The organism is Ignavibacteriales bacterium (assembly GCA_026390595.1).
In the GTDB taxonomy this organism is placed as follows: Bacteria; Bacteroidota; Ignavibacteria; order UBA10030; family UBA10030; genus UBA9647.
On record JAPLFQ010000023.1, the window covers coordinates 70,455 to 86,737 of the forward strand.

At 53.8% G+C, this 16,283-nt stretch carries 12 protein-coding genes; 6 read left to right on the forward strand and 6 right to left on the reverse strand.

The features are described from left to right. Positions 1–12: 12 nt before the first annotated feature. From serS to NTU47_12570, 5 genes are all read left to right on the forward strand, one after another. The gene (gene serS, locus NTU47_12550) at positions 13–1,278 is read left to right on the forward strand and encodes a serine--tRNA ligase (GenBank protein MCX6134636.1); all 1,266 of its coding nucleotides are present in this window, start codon (positions 13–15) and stop codon (positions 1,276–1,278) included. Positions 1,279–1,368: 90 nt separating this feature from the next. Then, positions 1,369–3,129, forward strand: coding sequence for an ABC transporter ATP-binding protein (locus NTU47_12555; protein MCX6134637.1), 1,761 nt, complete (start codon positions 1,369–1,371; stop codon positions 3,127–3,129). A 264-nt stretch (positions 3,130–3,393) separates the two neighbouring features. Continuing rightward, on the forward strand, positions 3,394–5,187 hold the full coding sequence (locus NTU47_12560) for an ABC transporter ATP-binding protein (GenBank protein ID MCX6134638.1): 1,794 nt from the start codon (positions 3,394–3,396) through the stop codon (positions 5,185–5,187). A gap of 131 nt (positions 5,188–5,318) precedes the next feature. Continuing rightward, positions 5,319–6,332, forward strand: a complete 1,014-nt coding sequence (fbp, locus tag NTU47_12565; protein ID MCX6134639.1) for a class 1 fructose-bisphosphatase — start codon at positions 5,319–5,321, stop codon at positions 6,330–6,332. Between the two features lie 14 nt (positions 6,333–6,346). Continuing rightward, a complete protein-coding gene (locus NTU47_12570) occupies positions 6,347–6,952 on the forward strand; it encodes an exonuclease domain-containing protein (GenBank protein MCX6134640.1) in 606 nt (201 codons plus the stop codon). Between the two features lie 23 nt (positions 6,953–6,975). Here NTU47_12570 and NTU47_12575 read toward each other — a convergent pair whose 3' ends face one another. The 3 genes from NTU47_12575 to NTU47_12585 form a co-directional block, all read right to left on the reverse strand. Then, entirely contained in the window at positions 6,976–7,473 is a 498-nt protein-coding gene (locus NTU47_12575) for a thioredoxin family protein (protein ID MCX6134641.1), read from the reverse strand. 55 nt (positions 7,474–7,528) lie between these two features. Next, the gene (locus NTU47_12580) at positions 7,529–8,884 is read right to left on the reverse strand and encodes a M20/M25/M40 family metallo-hydrolase (GenBank protein MCX6134642.1); all 1,356 of its coding nucleotides are present in this window, start codon (positions 8,882–8,884) and stop codon (positions 7,529–7,531) included. A 99-nt stretch (positions 8,885–8,983) separates the two neighbouring features. Beyond that, positions 8,984–10,156, reverse strand: a complete 1,173-nt coding sequence (locus NTU47_12585; GenBank protein ID MCX6134643.1) for a threonine synthase — start codon at positions 10,154–10,156, stop codon at positions 8,984–8,986. Positions 10,157–10,358: 202 nt separating this feature from the next. Between NTU47_12585 and NTU47_12590 the strand changes: the two genes are divergently transcribed. After that, on the forward strand, positions 10,359–11,492 hold the full coding sequence (locus tag NTU47_12590; GenBank protein MCX6134644.1) for a hypothetical protein: 1,134 nt from the start codon (positions 10,359–10,361) through the stop codon (positions 11,490–11,492). Between the two features lie 42 nt (positions 11,493–11,534). Here NTU47_12590 and pyk read toward each other — a convergent pair whose 3' ends face one another. Genes pyk through NTU47_12605 form a run of 3 tightly spaced genes read right to left on the reverse strand, consistent with a single transcriptional unit; the run spans position 11,535 to position 16,143 of the window. After that, the gene (pyk, locus tag NTU47_12595) at positions 11,535–12,980 is read right to left on the reverse strand and encodes a pyruvate kinase (protein ID MCX6134645.1); all 1,446 of its coding nucleotides are present in this window, start codon (positions 12,978–12,980) and stop codon (positions 11,535–11,537) included. Then, a complete protein-coding gene (locus NTU47_12600) occupies positions 12,977–13,729 on the reverse strand; it encodes an NAD-dependent deacylase (GenBank protein ID MCX6134646.1) in 753 nt (250 codons plus the stop codon). Before NTU47_12600 ends, pyk begins: the two co-directional genes overlap by 4 nt. Next, the gene (locus NTU47_12605) at positions 13,726–16,143 is read right to left on the reverse strand and encodes a penicillin acylase family protein (protein ID MCX6134647.1); all 2,418 of its coding nucleotides are present in this window, start codon (positions 16,141–16,143) and stop codon (positions 13,726–13,728) included. The genes NTU47_12600 and NTU47_12605 overlap by 4 nt, the downstream gene beginning before the upstream one ends. Between the last annotated feature and the right edge of the window lie 140 nt (positions 16,144–16,283).

Here is a 16,283-nt window from a genome sequence, read left to right on the forward strand (position 1 = left end):
GGTTTTTCGACTATGCTCGACCTGAAATTTATCCGCGAAAATCTGGAGACCGTACTCAAGGGGGCCGAAGCCAAAGGCGCCACGATCAACCTCCAGGAAATCATAGCACTCGACGAACACCGTCGGAAGATGATCCAGGAAAACGATTCCCTGAAAGCGCGCCGCAATGACGTCTCGGCGCAGATCGGGAAACTGAAAAAGGAGGCGGGCGATGCCGCTCCCGCAATTGCGGAAATGGAGACTGTCAAAAACCGCATCCAGGCCCTCGACGCCGAGCTCAGGGAAACCGAAGGAAAGCTGAACGAGCTCTTGCTGACCGTGCCGAACGTTCCGCACCCTTCCGTTCCCATCGGCAAGACACCCGCCGACAACAAGGACATCTTTCACTGGGGCGAAGTGCCAACCGTGGACTTCGAGCTCAAACCTCATTGGGACATCACGGATCGATTAGGCATTATCGACTTTGCACGCGGCTCAAAAGTCACGGGTGCCGGATTTCCGTTCTACGTAGGCAAAGGCGCTACCCTCGAGCGTGCTCTCATCAACTTCTTCCTCGATCAGGCATTGGAGCGCGGGTACAAAGAGATCTTTCCACCGATCGTCGTCAACGAGGCCAGCGCACGGGGAACCGGACAGATTCCCGACAAAGAAGACCTGATGTATATTGTCGAACGCGATCAATTCTATATGGTCCCGACAGCGGAAGTGCCGGTCACGAATTTTCACCGTGATGAACTTCTGACGGAAAAGGATCTTCCCATTCGTTACGCGGCCTACACGCCGTGCTTCCGCCGTGAGGCCGGCTCGTACGGCAAGGATGTCCGCGGGCTCAACCGTCTTCATCAGTTTGACAAGGTGGAACTTGTGAAATTCGTTCTCCCTTCAACGTCGTACGATGAATTGGAATCACTCCGTTTGGACGCCGAACGCCTCCTTCAGCTCCTGGGCCTCCCCTACCGGACGCTGTTAATGTGCACCGGTGATATGGGATTCACCCAAACGAAGAAGTATGACCTTGAAGTCTGGGCACCCGGCCAGAACAAATGGCTGGAGGTCTCATCGTGCAGCAATTTTGAGGCTTTTCAGGCCAGAAGGATGAACTTGCGGTTCCGTCCGGCGAACGGATCGAAGCCGGAATTTGTTCATACTCTGAACGGTTCAGGCCTCGCGTTGCCAAGAGTCGTGGCTGCCCTGATTGAGCACTACCAGACCCCCGAGGGGAAGATCATCGTCCCGAAGGTTTTGCATCGCTATACAGGGTTCGAAACCATCGGCTAGGCGAAGTTCTTTCTTTTCTGTTATCAGTCTCAGGGTTTTTGTGTCTGGTTTTCGATTTTTCATTCTCCCCCTTTTCATTTTGACTTGTTCATGAAGCCATTACTGCGTCTCAAACCGTACTTGGTTCGCTACAAGCGCACGCTCCTCTGGGGTGTGGTGACGGTGATCGCGAGCAACCTGTTCACCGTTGTGCAGCCGATGTTCCTCGGTAAGGCAATTGATGCGCTCAAGACCGGCATCGATACTCATGCGGTGGTGGCAGGAGATCTTCTGCGCTGGGCAGTCATCATTGTCTCGTTCTCGCTTGTCGCCGGCTTCTTTACGTTCCTGACCCGCCAGACAATCATCGTCGTGTCGCGCCACATCGAATTCGACCTCCGGAACAATCTCCTCTCGCATCTGCAGAGCTTGTCGTATTCGTATTTCCAAAACACGCCAACCGGCGACCTCATGGCGCACGCCACCAACGACATCAGCGCAGTGCGCAATGTCGTCGGCCCCGGCATCATGTATCCGACCGATACGCTTCTGACATTTACCATGGTCCTCGGTTTGATGCTTGTCAAGGACTGGCAGCTCACATTACTCGCCTTGATTCCGTTACCCTTTGCGTCACTTTTTGTCTATCTGCTGGGGAAGAGCATTCACAAGAAATCGCTCGAACGCCAGGCGCAGTTTTCGCTGCTGACGACCCGGGCTCAGGAGAATCTCTCCGGCATCAGGGTGATCAAGTCCTATGTCCGCGAGAAATACGAGATCGGCCTTTTCAGTAGGCTGAGCCGGGACTATCTCCAGAAGAACCTCGTTCTGGCCCGCATCCAGTCTCTGATGTGGCCGCTGATGTTCGGAATTGTCGGTTGCTCAATCATCATCACCCTGTACGCTGGTGGACTGAAGGTGATCAGCGGAGAGCTCACAATCGGAGCACTGTCCGCCTTCCTCGCTTACCTGATCATGCTGATCTGGCCCGTGATCGCCTTCGGATGGGTCATTAATTTGCTTCAGCAAGGGGCAGCGTCGATGGAGCGTCTGTGTAAGATCCTGGACACTACGCCGGAAATCAAAGACACGGATGGGACGCTTGCGACGATCCAGGATATCGGAGGCGAGATCGAGTTTCGCGGAGTGAACTTCACGCACAAGGGGGCTGAGAGGCCAACGTTACTCAACATCGATCTCAAAATCGAACGCGGCATGACAGTTGCCGTCGTGGGGTACACCGGATCCGGGAAAACCACACTCGTCAACCTCGTCCCGCGCCTCTACGACATCACTGGGGGCAAGCTTCTGATTGACGGCGAAGACATCAGGAATATTCCCCTCTCTGTCCTGCGCACACACATAGGGTATGTTCCACAGGAGACATTCCTCTTCTCGGACTCTCTGGCGGAGAACATCCAATACGGGACCGATAACGGAACTGCCGGCCACGTTCGGGAAGCTGCAGAAATCTCCCAGATCGCAAAAGACGTCCTGGAGTTTCCAAAGCAATTTGAAACAATGATCGGTGAGCGGGGCATCACTCTCTCGGGCGGGCAGAAACAGCGAACCAGCATCGCCCGGGCTCTCATGCGTCAACCGCGGATACTGATCCTCGATGACTGTCTCTCAGCTGTCGATACCTACACGGAAGAGGAGATTCTCCGGCGGCTGCGTGCCTTCATGAAGGGACGAACGAGCATTATCATCAGTCACAGGATTTCCACGGTCAAAGAAGCGGACCTGATCGTCGTGCTGGACAAGGGTCAGATTGTCGAGCGGGGCAGCCATCACGAGCTGGTGGCTCATGGCGGCATCTATGCCGACCTGAACGAGAAGCAGCTGCTTGAACGAGAGCTCGAAGAACTGTAATAGCGCATTACTCGAACGGGCGTGGCGCGAAGCACGTGAAGCCCTGTATTGGCTCAGATTGTTAGACGCCTCCAGATTACTGGAAAGGAGGTCATTCATCGACGCTATCCAAGAAGCCGATGAGATTACGCGGATTCTTGGAGCGATTGTGAGTTCTGCACGCGGCAAGAGGAAGACATGAAGAGACATTTCGCTTCCCTCCAGTTTCATTTTGCCTTTCCCATTTTATCTTTTGATTTTGCATTTTCAATATTGAATTGACTTATGCACGAAGAAGAAGTTCTCGGTAAAGCGTACGACGCCCGCTTGATGCGGCGGCTGCTGAAGTATCTGCGGCCGTACCGCTGGCATGTGATTCTCGGAATCGCGCTGAGCATTCTCACGAGTGCCATGGAGGCTATCCGGCCATACTTCACAAAAGTGGCCGTGGATTCGAACATCGCTCAAAAAGACGCTCATGGCCTGCTGATTACTTCGATTCTCTTCTTTGCCGTCCTCATCGTTCGCGGTTTTGTCCAGTATGCGAACGCCTATTTGACACAGTGGATCGGCCAACAGACCATTTATGACCTCCGGATGGAGATTTTCACGCATCTTCAGAACCTCGCTCCAAAGTTCTACGACAAGAACCCGATTGGCCGCATGATTACACGGGTGACGAACGACGTTGAAGTGCTGAACGAGATGTTTTCGTCGGGTATCGTCATGGTGTTCAGCGACATCTTCACCATCATCGGCATTTTCTACTTCATGTTTACGATGAATTGGGAACTCTCTCTCGTATCGCTGAGCGTCCTCCCGCTCCTGTTCTACGGTACGTTCCTCTTCCGCAAGAAGGCACGCGAAGCGTATCGTGAGGTTCGCACCCAGATCGCCCGCATCAACACGTTCATGCAGGAACACATCACGGGCATGATGGTCGATCAGATTTTCAATCGGGAGAAGAAGTCATTTGACAAGTTTTCCGCCATCAACGCCGCCCACCGGGATGCCAACATCAAATCCATATTCTACTACGCGGTGTTCTATCCGGGCGTCGATCTCATTGGCGCAATTTCAATAGGCCTGATCATCTGGTACGCCGGCGGCAACGTCCTTGGCGGAGCTGTGACGCTGGGAACCGTGATGGCCTTTCTGCAGTTCAACGAGATGTTCTGGCGGCCGATTCGCGATCTCTCGGAAAAATACAACATTCTGCAAACCGCAATGGCTTCGTCTGAGCGTATTTTCCAGCTCCTCGATGACAAGTCCATCGCGAATTCTCCCCAGGTGACCACGCCGCTGCCGTCAGTGAGCGGTGAGATCGAATTTCGCAATATCTGGTTCGCCTATCACACGCCGTCGGACGGAGCAAACTCGCCCGAGTGGGTGCTGAAGAACGTTTCCTTTCACGTGCAACCCGGACAAACAGTCGCTCTTGTGGGGCATACCGGCGCGGGCAAAACCTCCATCATCAGTCTGCTGAGCCGCTTCTATGAACACCAAAAGGGCGAGATTCTTGTCGACGGCATCAACATCGATATGGTTCGGCCGGAAGAGCTGAGAAAGCACATTGCGGTCGTGCTCCAGGACGTTTTTCTCTTCTCGGGGGATATCAAGGGAAATATCAACCTCGGCGATCCGTCTATTCCTCTCGACCGCGTGAAAGAAGCGGCGCACATCGTTGGGGCTCACCGCTTCATCGAACAACTGCCCCGGCAATACGACGCCGAAGTGAAGGAACGCGGATCGACTCTTTCCGTGGGTCAGAAACAGCTCCTGTCGTTCGCAAGAGCACTGGCGTTCAATCCGCGGATTCTTGTGCTCGATGAAGCGACGTCGAGCGTCGATACGGAAACAGAATTGCTCATTCAGGCGGCTATCAAAAAACTGTTGAAAGGCCGGACATCGATCGTCATTGCTCATCGCCTCTCGACAATCCAGAGTGCGGACAAGATCATCGTCATGCACAAAGGCGAGATCCGTGAAATGGGGACTCATCAGGAACTCCTCGCGCACGATGGGATCTATCGAAAACTCTATCGGTTACAGTACAAGGACCAAGAAATCAAATCATAGCCGCGAGTCAAGAGTGTGCGGCGATGCTGTAGAAGGAATTCCCTCAGTGCATACTCCGGCTCTGTTCTTCAAGACTCGCAGCCTCGTCGCAAACCATCAGCAACCCCATCCAATCTCAGGCCTCCACTGCCATGTCCCAAAATAAGATTATTACCCTTGAACGTCACATCATCGAAGGTGAGCGGGCACACCCGGGCGCAAGCGGGAGTTTCTCGGGACTCCTTCGTGACCTGACACTCGCCATCAAGATCATCTCCCGTGAAGTCAGCAAGGCGGGGCTCGTCGATATTCTCGGCTCACTCGGACGCGAGAATATCCATGGAGATGAAGTCAAGAAACTGGATATCTATGCGAACGAGGCGATTTACAAGGCAATGGATCACGGCGGCCACCTGTGCGTGATGGCGTCGGAAGAACACGAGGATGTTCTGGATATCCCTGAACATTATCCGACTGGAAAGTATGTTCTTATCTTCGACCCGCTTGACGGTTCATCGAATATCGACGCGAACGTCACCATCGGCACGATTTTTTCCCTCTTCAGAAGGGTCAGCCCCTCCGGACCGGGCTCAATGTATGATTGTCTCCAGCCCGGATATAAGCAGGTCAGCGCAGGGTATGTGATGTACGGTTCGGCAACAATGATCGTGTACACCACCGGCGACGGCGTGCACGGATTCACGCTGGATCCAAGCATAGGAGAGTTCTTGCTCTCACACGAGAACATCCGCATTCCAAAAAAGGGCAGAATCTATAGTGTGAATGAAGGTAATTTTCATCGCTGGTCTGACGGAATGAAGAACTATGTCCGCTATCTTCAGGCTGAGGACAAAGCGACCGACCGGCCGTATTCCGCCCGCTATGTCGGTTCGCTGGTAGGAGACATCCAGCGTACGCTGTTGTATGGCGGCATTTTCATGTATCCGGCCGATTCGAAAAATCCCAAAGGAAAGCTCCGGCTTATGTATGAAGGGAATCCCATGGCGTTCCTGATCGAGCAGGCTGGCGGACGCGCCACGGACGGAATGCAGCGGATTCTGGATATTCAGCCACAGTCGCTCCACGAACGAACTCCGCTGATTCTCGGGAGCGAGGAAGACGTTCGGATTGCAGAGGAATTCATTCAGGGGAAGCGGAATCATTGAGGACGGACCGCACGGTGAAGAGGCCGCAGCTCATCAGCAAGGCAACATTTGTCGTCGTTGACGTTGAAACGACCGGCATGAGCGCGACCGACGACCGCATCACGGAAATCGCGATGATGAAAGTCCAGGACGGCGTTCTGGTCGATGAGTTCTCGACACTCGTCAATCCGCTGGTGACAATTCCGGCGTTTATCACGTCGATGACGGGCATCGACAATGTCATGGTGCTTGATGCGCCGCCGGCGCGCGAGGTCGTCCCCTTCATCGCAGAATTCCTCGGCGACGCGGTCTTCGTTGCCCACAACGCTGCGTTCGACTGGGGATTCGTGTCGCACACTGCGAGGCGCGAACGCGGCATCGAACTCGACAATCAGCGGCTCTGCACGGTCAAACTCTCGGGCCGCATACTCCCTCACCTGACCAGCAAGTCACTCGGCCCTGTGGCGGAACACCTGGACATAACAATCCCCGAACGCCACCGCGCGTCCGGGGATGCGTATGCAACAGCGCTGGTTCTTGTGAAATTCCTCTCGTACCTTCAGAAGAAGGAAAACCTCAGTACTGTCGAAGAGCTGCTCAAGTTCCAGTACGGCCGCTCATCTCACTTTTCACGCACCTGAAGCTCTCCTGTTTCCTGCAGATGTTACGAATCCTTCTTCGGAGCCCACTTCTTCAGGAAATCAAACACCTTGTCGTGATCGTGATGATCACCGCTCTCGAGTGCACCGGTATCTTGTGAGTGCAGAAGTTTCCCCGTGCTTTCCAAAACGAAAATATGGGGGTACCCCTTCACCTGCGGAGATTTGGAAAGGAACTTCTCGTTCTTGTTTTCTGGGCTCCAATTGATCTTCACAACGATATAATTCGTGTGAAGAAATTCCGATACGTCCTTGTTGTCCTGAAAGAACTTGTCGAGCTTGCGGCACCAGATGCACCATTCGCCTCCGACATCGAGCAGTATGCGCTGGTGTGTCTTCGCAGCCAGAACGATCGCGTCCTGAAGATCCTTCTCTGAGTCCCGCTTTGGGTCGAATTTCTCCCGTTGTGTCCCTTCTTCCTTCGGCGTCTCCTTCGTCTGGGCAACTGTGAAGCCCGACAGAATTGACACGAATACGATAAGTGCAATGATCCGGCGTTTCATGTACTCCCCTCCTTCTATGAGAAGATTCGTTGTGGTGTGATTTCGGTGAACTTCTTCAACGTGCTGTAGACCTCGGAATAGATACCAGGCCGGCATTTCCTTCCTTATCGACTGCCTGTACCCCGAAAAGATACTCGTCCTTGGATACCTTGAGTGTGATGGTCGTATCACGGGTGAATACACTTTTTTCCCACACTGGTGCGTGACTTTGCCTGTACCGCACAAGATATCCGGCAAGGTCCGATTCCGGGTTCCTGGACCACCGCAGGACGGTGTCATAGCCCAGTTGAGCGGTAAGTATCGTGGCTTTCTGAACCGGCTGCGGTGCCCGTGCAAGCGTTGCTATCGCCGCAGCATTGATGCGCGCAGCATTGGCACAATACTCGTAATCGACAAATTTGGGGAGGTCCCCGAGTTCCTTTCCGTTTTCAATCCTCACGTCCTGGTGCTGGTGATCATAATTTTCTTTCACTTCGCTGAACCGTACCGCCCGAAATCCGCGCTCGTGGAAGGGCCGGTGATCCCCTCCCCGGAGGAAACGATCGAGCCGATAAACCAGGTCCACACCGAATTTCGGATTGTACCTTTCACCAATCTCTTTGATGTATCGGGCAAGGGTGCGGGAGCCGCCGTCGTTTTCCAGGCCTTGCGATACTAGCTGCCGGAACGCCGCGCCTGTATCAAGAGGAGTGAACGCCTCGGAGAACAGCCGCACATAACGGGTCTCCCGAGTCCCGTCGCCGGCGACCGTACTCCCCACCATGTCAATGTTGAATACCGCTTCGACATTAAGCTTCTGTTTCTTGGCCATGTCAGCCCAGGCAGCTGCCCCAAGCAATCCCTGCTCTTCCCCTGCAAACGCGATAAACACAATCGTCGCATCGAAGGAATACTTGCTAATCACACGGGCGAGCTCCATTGTCACTGCGGTTCCGGTTCCATCGTCGTTCGCCCCCGGCGCATCGCTCTTGACATCTAGAACGTTCGCCGCGCGCGAATCATAGTGGCCCCCAACCACAATCACTCTTTCGGCGGAGGGGCCGGGTTGGGCGGGTCTCAGGGTGGCAACCACATTCACGACTTTTGTCGGAGTTGGTACACGCTGCGTGGGCGGGGACGTCGTTTCGAAAAACTCAACCGTCATCTGACCTTTGCTCGCCTGCGCGGATCGCTCAAATTCTGACATTATCCATCGTCGTGCCGCCCCGATTCCCCGCGTATCACTCACGGTGTCCGAAATCGTCAACCTGGTACCGAACCCGGCGAGTTTGTCAACCGTCGCTTTCAGATTCTTGCGGGAAATTTCCTTGAGAATTTTTTCCACATACGCATTCTTTGTCGGCGGCTGCTGGCCCAACCCAATCGCAACAACAAACAGACAAGCAATTGAAATGAAAAGTGGTTTTCGCATGTCGTTCCCTCCAGCCTAGGACCTTCGTTCCACTGCAACGGCATCGTCGATCTGGCTCCCAGATCATCCGATAAACGGATCACCTGATGATCCGATACCTTACCTTTGTATCACTTCCGGATACTTGATGCCTGCCGCCGTGTTGAAAACGAGCACTCGATCTGTTTCAGCTATTTTCTCTTCACGTAAGAGATATCGCAGCGCAGCAAATGCTGCCGCCCCTTCCGGACAGATGAACAACCCTTCGGTCTTTGCTATCTCGTACACCGTTGCGACAATCTCTTCATCGCTCACAGCTACGGCACTGCCATTGCTCTTGTAGACTGCATCGAGAATAAGATAGTCTGCAAAAGCTTTTGGTACCCGCAGTCCGGACGCGATTGTCTCCGCGCTCTCCCAGAACTGTGAGTCGGGCTTCCGTTCCTTGTACGCCTTGACAATGGGAGCGCAGCCGCTCGCTTGAACCGAGATCATCTTGGGCCGTTTGCTCCCGATCCAGCCAAGCTGCTCCATCTCATCGAACGCTTTCCACATGCCGATCAGCCCCGTACCACCTCCTGTCGGGTACACCACCACATCGGGAACATCCCAATCAAGCTGCTCGGCCAGCTCATACCCCATGGTCTTCTTCCCTTCAAGCCGGTAGGGTTCTTTGAGCGTCGATACGTCAAACCAACCTGGATTGGCCTTTTTCAGCTCGATCATTCTTTTCGCTGCGTCGCTGATGTTCCCCTTGACCAATTCCACATGGGCCCCGCACGCCAGGCATTCCTTTATATTGATTTCAGGGGTGTCCTCAGGGAGAAAGATGTAAGACTCCATTCCGGCACGCGCAGCATACGCCGCCAAAGCACCCGCTGCATTGCCTGCCGACGGGATGCAGACGGTCTTGATCCCGAGCTCCTTCGCCTTCGATACAGCCATCGCCAGTCCGCGGGCCTTGAAGGACCCTGTGGGAAGCTGACCTTCATCTTTCATGAGAAGCTTGGGCAGGCCCAGGCTCTGGCCCATTTTCGGCATCACGGTGATCGGAGATATTCTCTCCCCAAGTGAAACCATGTTCTGTTCTCGCTCAATGGGAAGCAACGGGGCATATTTCCACATCGAGGGCTCTTTGTCCCTGAGCGAAGCCCTGAGGAATGATGTGCGGGCGGCCTGGAGATCGTATCGGGCAACGAGCGACTTGCCGCAGCTGCGGCAGACAGTCTGGATTTCGTGGGGAGAATGACGGTCCCCGCACACACTGCATTCAAGATGAGTAAGGAAGTTCATGGGCGACTTGAGGTTGAACGGTGGCGATGCGAATGGTTGTCTGCAGGAACGGAAATCAATGTAGAGGGAGAATGGCGGAGAATCAAGATAAAACAGCTATTCTAGCGGAACTACGGGCATTCCGCTCTCGTTGAATGTCTGGGACCTTTTATCTAATTTGATGAAGCCAATTCACTCTTTCCACCATTCTGACGGAATCCCAATGCGAAGATACCTGTCTGTTTGTGTAGTCACCGCGTTCGCGTTTACCATGACGGCATTCGCTATTCCCAGGTTTGCCACACAACTGAATCTTCCCTGTCAGAGCTGCCATGTGAATCCATCAGGCGGCGGGATGCGGAACGCTTTCGGCCAGAGTTTTGGAAGCGATAGCCTCTCATTGAAGAGTACGCGCGAAGCGTATGCCATCGACGACTTCTCAACGAAGATCGGCGAGTTCATGTCGTACGGAGCTGATTTCCGGTTCCTTGCCTTCTATCAATCCAGGACAAATCCGGATGCGTCGCTCAGCTCGTTCTTCCCGATGCAAATGGATCTCTATTTCAATCTGGCGGTCTCAAAGAAGATCAGCCTCTACATCAATCCTGCGTTCGGTCCGTACAATCGCCTTGAAGCGTTTGGAATTGCGAGAATTCTCCCGGCGAACGGCTATCTGAAGTTGGGCCGATTTGCGCCGCCGTACGGCCTTCGATTTGACGATCACACATCCTTCATTCGTCAGGCTACGCCGTTCCGGAACAATATGGGACAACAGACCGGCTTGGAGCTTGGATTCAGAACCGGGTCTGTTGTCGCGATGGGTGCCCTCACCAACGGCACGCGGGGTGACCTCGATGGAATTCTCTCGAAAGCTGTGTTCGGCAAACTCGAAGCTCACGGAGAGCTGGGACCACTGAACGCCATGGCCGGCGTTTCGTCGTACAACGACGTTTCGAGTGTCGACAAACTGAACCTCCTCGGCGGTTATGCCTCAGCGACTTTCATGGACAGGCTCACCATCCTCGGTGATGTCGAACGCATCCAGGGAAACTCCTCTTCGATGAGCCTGAGCTCGGACCTCAATCAACGGAACACTCCAGGGACGGACCGCAAGCAACTGGCGGTTTTGATCGAAGCGGATTACAAACTGCTGCAGGGAGTCGAGTTGAAATTCATGTATGATTTCTTCGATCCGAATACGGATGTCAAGAGCGGCACTGCGGTCAGGTATTCAGGGGGATTTGAGATCATGCCGGTGAGCGGCGTGGAAGTGCGTCCGCTGTTTCGATATACGAAAGACACCATCCTAAACAGAAACTCAACCGATCTGCAAATACTCGTCCATCTCTATCTTTGACAACGTGGTCGAACATCCAAGAACAACGGGGGGAAGAAATCCTCATTCGACTTTTTCAATCTTGATCGTATTGGTTGTCCCCCTTGAAAGCAAAGGCAACCCTGCCGTGTAGATCACGTAGTCGCCGGATTTAACATATTCCAGCTTCCGAAGCTCATCGTTGATGCGCTTGAAGGCAGTGTCCGTATCGACAACGAAATCGGGCACTATGATTCCCCGAACTCCCCACACGAGGTTGAGCCGCCTCAGGATCTTCTCACGGCCCGTGATGGCGAGGATCGACGCTTTGGGCCGGTACTTCGCCGTGTTGATCGCGCTGAATCCGGAGTGCGTGATGACAACAATAGCCTTCGCATCAATCTCGTTGGCAATGACACATGCTGCCCTGCCTATTGCATCGAACATCGTGAACTCTTCTGCCGCGCTCATCCTCGCAATATCAAGATGGGGCTGATACCGGATTTCTGCCTTCCTGATGATACGATCCATTGTTTGTACCGCTTCAACAGGAAACTTTCCCACAGAGGTTTCGGCGCTCAGCATGACTGCATCTGCCCCGTCCAGCACAGCGTTCGCAACATCGTTTGCTTCCGCCCTGGTTGGGCGAGGGCTCTCAATCATCGATTCCAGCATCTGCGTGGCGACAATCACCGGCACCCCCTCTTCGTTACAGAGGCGGACTACCATCTTCTGAATGAGGGGGACATCTTCTGGAGGAAGTTCAACTCCGAGATCTCCCCGCGCAACCATGACGACATCCGACTCAGCGATGATCGAATTGATGTCTTCCACCGCTTCGCCTCTCTCGATTTTCGCCACAATCGGGATTCGCTTACCTTTCGGGGCTTCCTTCACCAGAAACTCCCGCAAACTTTGTATATCCTTCACTGATCGTACGAAGGAAAGAGCAACGTAGTCAATATCGTTCGCTAGGCCGAATCTGAGATCTTCGACGTCCTTTTCCGTAAACGACGGCACGCTCACCTTTACTCCGGGAAGATTCATCCCCTTCTTGTCCGAAAGAACTCCTCCATTCACGACCGTGCACTGAACATCCGTATCGGTTTTTGACACCACAGTGAATTTCATTTTCCCGTCATCGACTAGAATCGAATCTCCTGCCTGAATATCCCTGGGCAGCAGTTGGTAGGTCGTCGAGACGACGTCAGTATCACCGAGTATGTCGCGTGTCGTGAAGGTGAACGTCGATCCCGTATGTATTTCCACGCTCTTTTCCTTCAACCGACCCGTCCGGATTTTCGGACCGCTCAAGTCCTGAAGAATCGTAATATGCTCGCCTGTCCTGCTGCTCGCCTCCTTGATGTGCTCAATAACCTCCCGGTGCTGCTCACGCGTCCCGTGCGAGAAGTTCAATCGGGCGACATCCATGCCCGCCTCAATAAGCTTTACGAGTGTGTCCACACTCTGCGATGCAGGACCTATCGTGCAGATGATTTTCGTCTTACTGAACCCTGACGATGGAATCATGGTGTTTTCCCTTGTTGTTGACTGAAGTATGTGACGAGTTGAGGCAGAATTTCCCCCGCTGCCCCCAGAAGTGTCTCCTGGGCACGGGCAGAGAGTTCGGTATGTTCGCGGTTGATCTGAACAACATATGCTCCATGATCCAGGGCCGTGTGAGGCAATGAGGCGGCCGGATACACCACAGCAGATGTTCCCACACAAAGAAAAAGGTCACAGCGGCGGGCAGCTTGTTCGGCTATCGAGTATGCCTCCACCGGCAGCATTTCACCAAACCAGACTACGTCGGGCCGTATCAGTCCGCCGCAATGCGAGCAATGCGGTGCTCCGCTCTTTGCGTCAAGGTCCAGCTCAGAGACGGAGGTTCTGCACTCGATGCAGTAGCTGCGCTCGATGTTGCCGTGAAGCTCAACCACAGATTTGTTGCCGGCCCGCCGATGGAGGTTGTCCACGTTCTGGGTCACGAGAGTGAAGTCGTCAACAGAACGTTCGAGCTCAACGAGCGCACTATGGCCTGCGTTGGGAATGACCTCATGGATCAGTTTCTTGCGATAGGCGTACCACTCCCACACAAGGTCGGGATTCCGGATAAACGCCTGAAAGTTCGCCAACTCCTCGGGTTTGAATTTCTTCCACAGCCCGTCCTCTCCGCGAAATGTCGGCACCCCGCTCTCAGCAGATATTCCCGCCCCGGTCAGCACGCAGACCGACCGGCTCGATTGGATGCGGGCTTTGAGCTCTCCAGATATCGTCATTGTGCCGGCCGCAGAAGCAGGCGATCGTAACCAGCATTCTCAATTGCAGATCGATCCATGAGTTGTGTCCTGTAGCCTCCGTTCAACCACAATTGTACTTGATCGTCGTAGTGGTGTTGAAAAACCTGGCCCGACTGTCCCGGGGGTGTGACAGAACGTGTGTTGTTCCGGTTTGAGAGGTCAAATATCTGGCGCGTGGAAGGACCAACGTAATGCTGGAAGGTTTGCGAGAGGCGAAAGTCCCCTTTGTTCACGGTCGAATGGGAACCACCGCTCGGAAATGGCCCAACGTTGAAAATCCGCCGGAGAAGATCATGCGAGCCAAATACGTGAGGAAACTCAACCTGGTGGGCAGTGCCCCATCGCATTTCCTTGATCTCTCCGCCGAATTTCGTCTTGAGGTCCCGCACTCCATCCTCGACGCTTCGGCGGATGATATCAACCATCGCCTCCGCCTGGGGCGTCCTGATGTCGTCGAACCATGCGGATGATCCCTTCTTCATCAGATTCGTAATCGCAGCGAGCGGGACCGTCGCCAGAGTATCATATACCCCCAGAAGTTGAGGTCCCATTTCATCTTCAAAAGTATTCCGGACCATCTGAACAAGAAACGATTGAAACAATGTTGTCGCGACATCGTTCGGTCTCATCTCATAATTCCAATTCCGGAAATAGGTCAGCGTCGTTCGAACATCGGTACCCTGAGGCGGAGAAGTATCGTATGCTTTGAGAATAATCGGCACGAGCTCACGGGCCTGAGGCGAGAGCACGTCCTGCTGAAGTCGCTGCATATCTTCCACTGAAAACCGTTCTTGTTTGCGCAGCAATTCAGAGATCCGCGTGATGCGCCAATCGGGCTCCCAGAGATTCGACAGGTAGTGGGGATAAGAATCCGAAACGATCTTATTGTTTGCCGTGGCGATGAAGCCCTCGGGAGGATTGAATGATTGCGGCATCTGCTCGAAAGGAACGTACCCTTTCCAATCATACTCGTCTGTCCACCCGGGAAACGGCAGCGTCGCCGTCTTCGTCTTGCGTACTGGAATCCGGCCGCCGGTGTGATATCCGATGTTCCCATCGACGTCCGCGTACACGAAATTCTGGGCCGGAACGGCATAGTGGCGTAGTCCCTCCAGGAACTCCTTCCAGGAATGTGCCCGGTTGATCATGGAGAACGCCTGGGCCTCATTCGAATTATCATGGCCAACCCAACGCATAGACAGCAATTGACGCGAATACTGGGCCGCAGGCTCCATCCGGTTGACGATCGGTCCTCGGTGCGTACTATAGGTCGTCAACAGCACAGGTGGACTGTTCTTCACGAGAATTGTGTCCACCTCTCGTTCGACAGGTCTCCAAGTGTTGTTGAAACGATACCTCGTGGGATGCTGAACGGAATCGACTTCTTCAACATAGAAATCTTCATCGTCGAGCATCGCGTTGGTGACTCCCCAGGCAATGGACTGGTTGTGTCCAATCACGACGAACGGCACGCCTGCGATCGACGCACCGGACACATCCAGATCGGGGCCGACAACATGAATCTCATACCAGCGCCCCGGCGCGGAAAACAGAAGATGCGGGTCGTTCGCCAGAATCGGTTTTCCGGTAACCGATTTCGCTCCTGAAACTACCCATGCGTTGCTCCCTGATTCCATTCCCGCGTTTCCCAGGAGTTGCCTGAACGCCTGATCTGCATCAAGCAACTGATCAGCCATCGCACTTGTCTTTCTTCCTCTCAGTTCGTCTGGAACAATCAACGGGGCGCCTTCCGGCCACGTAGGGAAGATTTCCGATGCTTTTGTAGCACCAAGCCTTTCCACAAGCTGCCCGAGCACAATATCGACCCAGCGCGAGTAGTTCAGTTCCCACGCCATGAGTCGACTTACAAGAAGAGAGTGAGCGATGGTCCATGGTTCAGGTTCGAAATTCAGCAGGTCAAACTCGATTGGGTACTTCCCTTTGTGTGACGCAATATAATGAGAGACACCGTCAGCATACGCCTCAAGTGCAACACGCGTTTTTGCATCTACATCGGGAGCGTTCTTTTGTGCTTGACGCCAGAGACCGAGCATCCGAAACATTCTATCGATTTTCAGGGCTGGCTCGCCCAAAATTTCCGCTAGCCTCCCTTCACCAGCCCGACGGATGAGTTCCATTTGCCACAACCGATCCTGCGCGTGGATGTAGCCAACAGCATAGTACGCGTCGTGTTCTGAATTCGCGTAAACATGAGGCACGCCGTAATCATCCCGATACACCTGGACCTCCGCCTGGATTCCAACAACATTCTCGGTCCCAGAGGTTGCCGGGTACGACTTCGTGATCAGATAATAGAAGAACACCGTGAGCGAAAGCGTCAAGACTGTCAGCGTTCCGAGCACGCCAAGGAATACCTTGAGACGAAGATGCATACGATCGAAGAGAGATTAGGTGGGGAATAGTCCCATCAGTTCATTGTACAGAACGGGACTAATGTAAAGAAAGTTGAGGGGGATTACAATTCGAAACCGAATGCGGTCCATTTTGGCGAGGCGATTCGGCCGGTAATCGG

Excerpts from the sequence above, each read along its gene's own strand:
- NTU47_12585 (MCX6134643.1), bottom strand. The coding sequence starts at position 10,156 with ATGAACTTCCTTACTCATCTTGAATGCAGTGTGTGCGGGGACCGTCAT.
- NTU47_12560 (MCX6134638.1), top strand. The coding sequence starts at position 3,394 with ATGCACGAAGAAGAAGTTCTCGGTAAAGCGTACGACGCCCGCTTGATG.
- NTU47_12555 (MCX6134637.1), top strand. The coding sequence starts at position 1,369 with ATGAAGCCATTACTGCGTCTCAAACCGTACTTGGTTCGCTACAAGCGC.
- NTU47_12600 (MCX6134646.1), bottom strand. The coding sequence starts at position 13,729 with ATGACGATATCTGGAGAGCTCAAAGCCCGCATCCAATCGAGCCGGTCG.
- NTU47_12590 (MCX6134644.1), top strand. The coding sequence starts at position 10,359 with ATGCGAAGATACCTGTCTGTTTGTGTAGTCACCGCGTTCGCGTTTACC.
- NTU47_12605 (MCX6134647.1), bottom strand. The coding sequence starts at position 16,143 with ATGCATCTTCGTCTCAAGGTATTCCTTGGCGTGCTCGGAACGCTGACA.
- NTU47_12575 (MCX6134641.1), bottom strand. The coding sequence starts at position 7,473 with ATGAAACGCCGGATCATTGCACTTATCGTATTCGTGTCAATTCTGTCG.
- fbp (MCX6134639.1), top strand. The coding sequence starts at position 5,319 with ATGTCCCAAAATAAGATTATTACCCTTGAACGTCACATCATCGAAGGT.
- serS (MCX6134636.1), top strand. The coding sequence starts at position 13 with ATGCTCGACCTGAAATTTATCCGCGAAAATCTGGAGACCGTACTCAAG.
- NTU47_12580 (MCX6134642.1), bottom strand. The coding sequence starts at position 8,884 with ATGCGAAAACCACTTTTCATTTCAATTGCTTGTCTGTTTGTTGTTGCG.
- pyk (MCX6134645.1), bottom strand. The coding sequence starts at position 12,980 with ATGATTCCATCGTCAGGGTTCAGTAAGACGAAAATCATCTGCACGATA.